This is a genomic window from Dietzia sp. SYD-A1, assembly GCF_015356725.1.
GTDB lineage: Bacteria > Actinomycetota > Actinomycetes > Mycobacteriales > Mycobacteriaceae > Dietzia.
This window is the reverse complement of record NZ_JADDKI010000110.1, coordinates 1-4,141: the sequence shown is the minus strand read 5'-3', so window position 1 is coordinate 4,141 and position 4,141 is coordinate 1. Positions and strand designations below refer to the sequence as shown.

General features: G+C 71.9%; 5 protein-coding genes. 3 read left to right on the top strand and 2 right to left on the bottom strand.

Annotated elements, in window-relative coordinates:
- Positions 1 to 280: DUF732 domain-containing protein (locus IY392_RS05255; RefSeq protein ID WP_194860708.1), on the top strand; the 280-nt coding region annotated here is incomplete at its 5' end.
- A gap of 45 nt (positions 281 to 325) precedes the next feature.
- Here IY392_RS05255 and IY392_RS05250 read toward each other — a convergent pair.
- Positions 326 to 1,498, bottom strand: a complete 1,173-nt coding sequence (locus IY392_RS05250; RefSeq protein ID WP_107757593.1) for a patatin-like phospholipase family protein — start codon at positions 1,496 to 1,498, stop codon at positions 326 to 328.
- A 157-nt stretch (positions 1,499 to 1,655) separates the two neighbouring features.
- On the opposite strand from IY392_RS05250, the gene IY392_RS05245 reads away from it, so the two are divergent.
- Entirely contained in the window at positions 1,656 to 2,126 is a 471-nt protein-coding gene (locus tag IY392_RS05245) for a DUF4262 domain-containing protein (protein ID WP_194860707.1), read from the top strand.
- Positions 2,127 to 2,175: 49 nt separating this feature from the next.
- Positions 2,176 to 3,051 (top strand): type I 3-dehydroquinate dehydratase, encoded by an 876-nt coding sequence (gene aroD, locus IY392_RS05240; protein WP_194860706.1) that lies wholly within the window; start codon positions 2,176 to 2,178, stop codon positions 3,049 to 3,051.
- Here the strand turns inward: aroD and IY392_RS05235 are convergent.
- Positions 3,023 to 3,961, bottom strand: a complete 939-nt coding sequence (locus IY392_RS05235) for a LysR family transcriptional regulator (RefSeq protein WP_107757596.1) — start codon at positions 3,959 to 3,961, stop codon at positions 3,023 to 3,025. The two genes, aroD and IY392_RS05235, sit on opposite strands and share 29 nt — an antisense overlap.
- Positions 3,962 to 4,141 lie beyond the last annotated feature (180 nt).

The window sequence follows — 4,141 nt, the reverse complement described above, 5'->3', positions numbered from 1 at the left end:
GCCGGCCCCGGACGCGGGCGACGACGGGAGGTCCCCGGAGGAGCAGTTCCTCGGCGAGATCCGGACGGTCGGCGTGGTCGCCGACGACGAACCGGACTACCTCACCCGGGGGCGCGACGCCTGCGCGTCACTCGACGGCGACATGGGCTATGTCGACGTGGTCCGGCAGTACAACGACGCCCACCCCGACGCACCGGTGACCGAGGCGCCGGTGGTCGTGGCCGCCGCGGTCAGGGCGTTCTGCCCGCAGCACCTGCCGCAGGTCGGCCAGGGGGGTTAGGGGAGCTCAGCCGGATCGGGGCGCACCGGGTCGCACGGTGGGCTCTCACACCCCCTCCCGGTCCAGCGCCTCCGCGGTGAGCCGGCGGCCGAGTTCGATCATCTCCTCCGCCCGGTGGAAGTCGAACGCCGAGCACGCGTCGGACGGCACCTCCACGAGGACATCGGGACGGTTGCCCGCCATCCGGTAGCCGGTGAGAATGCTCTGCATGGCCTCGATCGACTGGGAGACCACGTCGAAGATCCGGAGTGTGCCCGGGAGGGACTCCAGGCCGCGCTCGTCGCTCTGGGCCTCGGCCCGGACCTCGCGTTCTCCCTCTTCCACAGCCTCCTCGACCTCGGGGGACGGTGTCGCCGACGCACCAGGAGTCGACCTCTCGGAGGCACGTGGCCGGGGCTCGGCCCCCGGCCCCGTCGAATCCATCCCGGTCGCCTCCTCCCCGATCGGGTCCTGGCCCGTGGGGTCCTGACCTGTCGAGTCCTGACCGAAGCGGGCCGCGACCAGCCTGACCAGGTCGGCGTCCCGCACGTCCGCCGCCGCCGTCCGGATGCGACCGGAGAGCCTGGCGGTGGTCGCCGTCACCGTGCCCCCCTTCTTGGAGATCTTCGGATCCGCCACGGCCGACGGTTCCTCGGGGTCCGAGCTCTCCTGGAAGGTGGAACCACGGATCCCCTCCCGGCGACCGGTCAGTGAGACCGCCAGAACCAGATCGCTGTCCACCGAGGCGAGCGGCTCGAGCGGGACCGGGTTGGTCACGCCGCCGTCGATCATCAGTCGCCCGCCCACGATCGCCGGCGTGACGATGCTCGGGATGGCGAACGACGCACGCACGGCGATGTCCACCGGGCCCCGGGTGAACCAGACCTCCCGCCTCGCCCGCAGGTCGGTGGCCACGGCGGTGTAGGGGATCGCGAGATCCTCGATCCGCACGTCGTCGAGCATCTCGCCGATCACGCCCATGATCTTGTTGGCGCGAATCGCCCCCCCGCCGGCGAAGGACACGTCCAGCAGCCGCAGGACGTCCCGCTGTGCCAGACCTCTCACCCATTCCTCGAAACGGTCCAGCTCGCCGGCCGCGAGCAACGACCCCACCACCGCGCCCATCGAGGCCCCGGACACTCCGACCACCTCGTGTCCGCGCGACTGGAGCTCGCGGATGGCCCCGATGTGCGCATATCCGCGCGCCCCGCCGGAACCCAGTGCCAACGCGACCCTCATGCGGTTCCCCTCCCTCGTCCTCACTCAAGTGTGCACCGAGGCCGCGCGCATCATCACGGCACCTCGGCGTCCGTGTCGTAGGGGCGATCTATCGTCGCACTCGTATCGAGCACCTGTTCGATACGGACGATCGCACACCAGACAACCAGGAGTTCCCGTGTCCCACACCGTCATCCCGTTCCGCCCCGTGGCCTCCATCGACCCCGACATGGCCGTCGTCGCCGCCAACATCGACCGGTACGGCATCCACGTGGTCCACGTGGGCCAGGGCTGCACCTGCGTGGACTGTCACTCCGCACCCCTCCCACCGGACCAGCGATTCGGATACACGATCGGGCTCACCGGTCGCGGACACCCCGAGCTCCTGGTCCGCGGCCTGGGCGCCCGTGAGACGGCCGCGCTGCTCACCCGGTGGGGCGGGTCCGTCCTGGACGGCGGGGTCCTCGACGCCGGCCACCTCCTGTGTGAGGGCCCCGACGGGCCGACGTGGGAACTCACGCCGGTTCGGCGCCCCTCCAGGACGCTGCGGTGGGCGGGCCGCTACTACCGCACCGCCGGCTCCGGCGGCCTCAGCGCCCTGGAACTTGTACCCGCCCGTCGGCGCTGCCCGTGCGAGGGGTGCTGCTGAGGTCACTGCCGAGGCCTCCGGCACGGCGGGGTCGTCGTAGGGTCTATCCATGCCCCGCCATCGGCTCCACCTGGACTCACGTTCGCCGTCGATCATCGTTCCGCTCACCGGACGGGATCTCGCGGAGCTCGAGGCGCAGGTCGATGCGCTGGTCGCCGCCGAAGACGGGTACCGGAGCGCGGCCGAGGCGGGGACACCCCGGAACGGAGCCTCGACGGACACGGACTCGGACACGGACTCGTGGGCGGGCCGGTCACCAGGTCGGTTGGTGGATGTCGTCGAATGGCGGGTCGACCTCTTCGAGCCCTTCACCGCCGGGGCCGGAGGTGACCCGGCCCCGGCGGTGGAGGCCCTCGAGCGACTCTCGACGCTGCTGCCGGGGGTGCCGATCCTGGCCACATTCCGCACCCGTGGCGAGGGCGGGGGCGCGGAGATCTCCCCGACGACCTACGTCGCGATGGTCGAGGCACTGTCCTCCACCGGTGCCGCGGCCGCCGTGGACGTGGAGTACCTGCACCCGCTCGCGGCGGACTCCATCGCCGCGGCCCACCACCACCGGGTCGCGGTGGTCGCGTCCACCCACGACTTCGCGGCGACCCCGCCGGCCGAGGAGATCGTGTCGCGGCTCGCCGCCATGGAGGACGCGGGGGCGGACGTGGCCAAGATCGCCGTGACGCCACGGTCCGCCGCCGACGTCGTGGCGCTGCTGTCCGCGACCGAGGAACGCCACCGTGCCGCCCGCATCCCGCTGATCACCATGTCGATGGGTGGCCTCGGGGCGGTCACCCGACTCGGTGGCGGACCGTTCGGCTCGTCGGCCACCTTCGCCACGGTGGGCGCGGCCTCCGCACCCGGACAACTCCCCGCCGTGGGGGTCCGCCGCGTTCTGGAGCTGCTCAGCGGCGGGTCCGCACCTCAGGAGTGATCCCGCCCCCACCCCGGTGACTGCGCCGCGCGAGGTTCACCAGGTCACCCGCCGGACCGGACAGCTGGCGCGGCGGCCGCCACACCGCACGCAACTCACGATGCAGATCCAGGCCGTCGATCTCGATGACCTTCAGGGCGCCGGAGGCCACCTGGTCCGCCACGGCGAGCGTGCTCATCCCCGCCGGCCCGACACCGTCCAGGACGCTGGTGCGAATGGCGGCGGCGCTGGCGAGTTCGAGTAGGGGCGCGGGGCGCTCGTACTCCTGCAGGGCCCGGTCCAGGGTCGTCCGCGTTCCGGAGCCCGGCTCCCGCACCACCAACCGGGTGGCCGCGAGCTCGGCGATGGTCACCGGGGTCCGGCGCCGTGCCCACGGATGTGACGGCGGGACCACCACGACCAGCCGATCGCGGGCGACGGTGCCGGAGTGCAGGCCGGGGGGCACCGTCGGGGATTCGATGAACCCGACATCACAGGCGCCGTCCAGCACCAGCTCGGCGACCCTCACCGAGTTGTGGACCTGCAGGTGGATGTTCACCTCCGGTCGCGCACCGCTCAGTGCCCCCAGCCAGCGGGGCATCAGGTGTTCTGCCACGGTCATGCTCGCGCCCACGGTCAGGGTGGCGGACCGTTCGGACTGCAGGCTCTGCGCCACCTCCAGCAACCTGCTCGTCTCGCCGAGGACCCGTCGCGCCCAGTGGGCCAGCACCGTCCCGTGAGGGGTCAGCGTGGCACCCCGCGGATGCCGCCGCAGCAACGGCATCCCGAACTGACGCTCGAGTTCCTTGACCGCCCTGCTCGCGTTGGGCTGTGCCATCCCGACCTTTCTGGCCGCCGCGCTCAGACTGCCCTTCTCGTCGACGCCGACCAGAAGCTCGAGCACGAGCAGGTCGGGCCACCTTTTGGTCATGCGATGAGCATATGGCAACCGTTCCGGTCATGTGTTTCTGATATGCATCGATGCCGTACTGCCGGCTTCCGCGCGAGGTGCCGGGCAACCACCCTGGAGCCATGGACACCCCCCTGGCCACCCGGCCGCGCCGCCACACACCCCCGGCGGGGTCGTCTGCGGAGACGGCGCCGCCGGGGG

What these genes read in the sequence shown, in the direction of transcription:
- IY392_RS05235 (WP_107757596.1), bottom strand. Translation starts at nt 3,961, where the DNA reads ATGACCAAAAGGTGGCCCGACCTGCTCGTGCTCGAGCTTCTGGTCGGC.
- IY392_RS05250 (WP_107757593.1), bottom strand. Translation starts at nt 1,498, where the DNA reads ATGAGGGTCGCGTTGGCACTGGGTTCCGGCGGGGCGCGCGGATATGCG.
- aroD (WP_194860706.1), top strand. Translation starts at nt 2,176, where the DNA reads ATGCCCCGCCATCGGCTCCACCTGGACTCACGTTCGCCGTCGATCATC.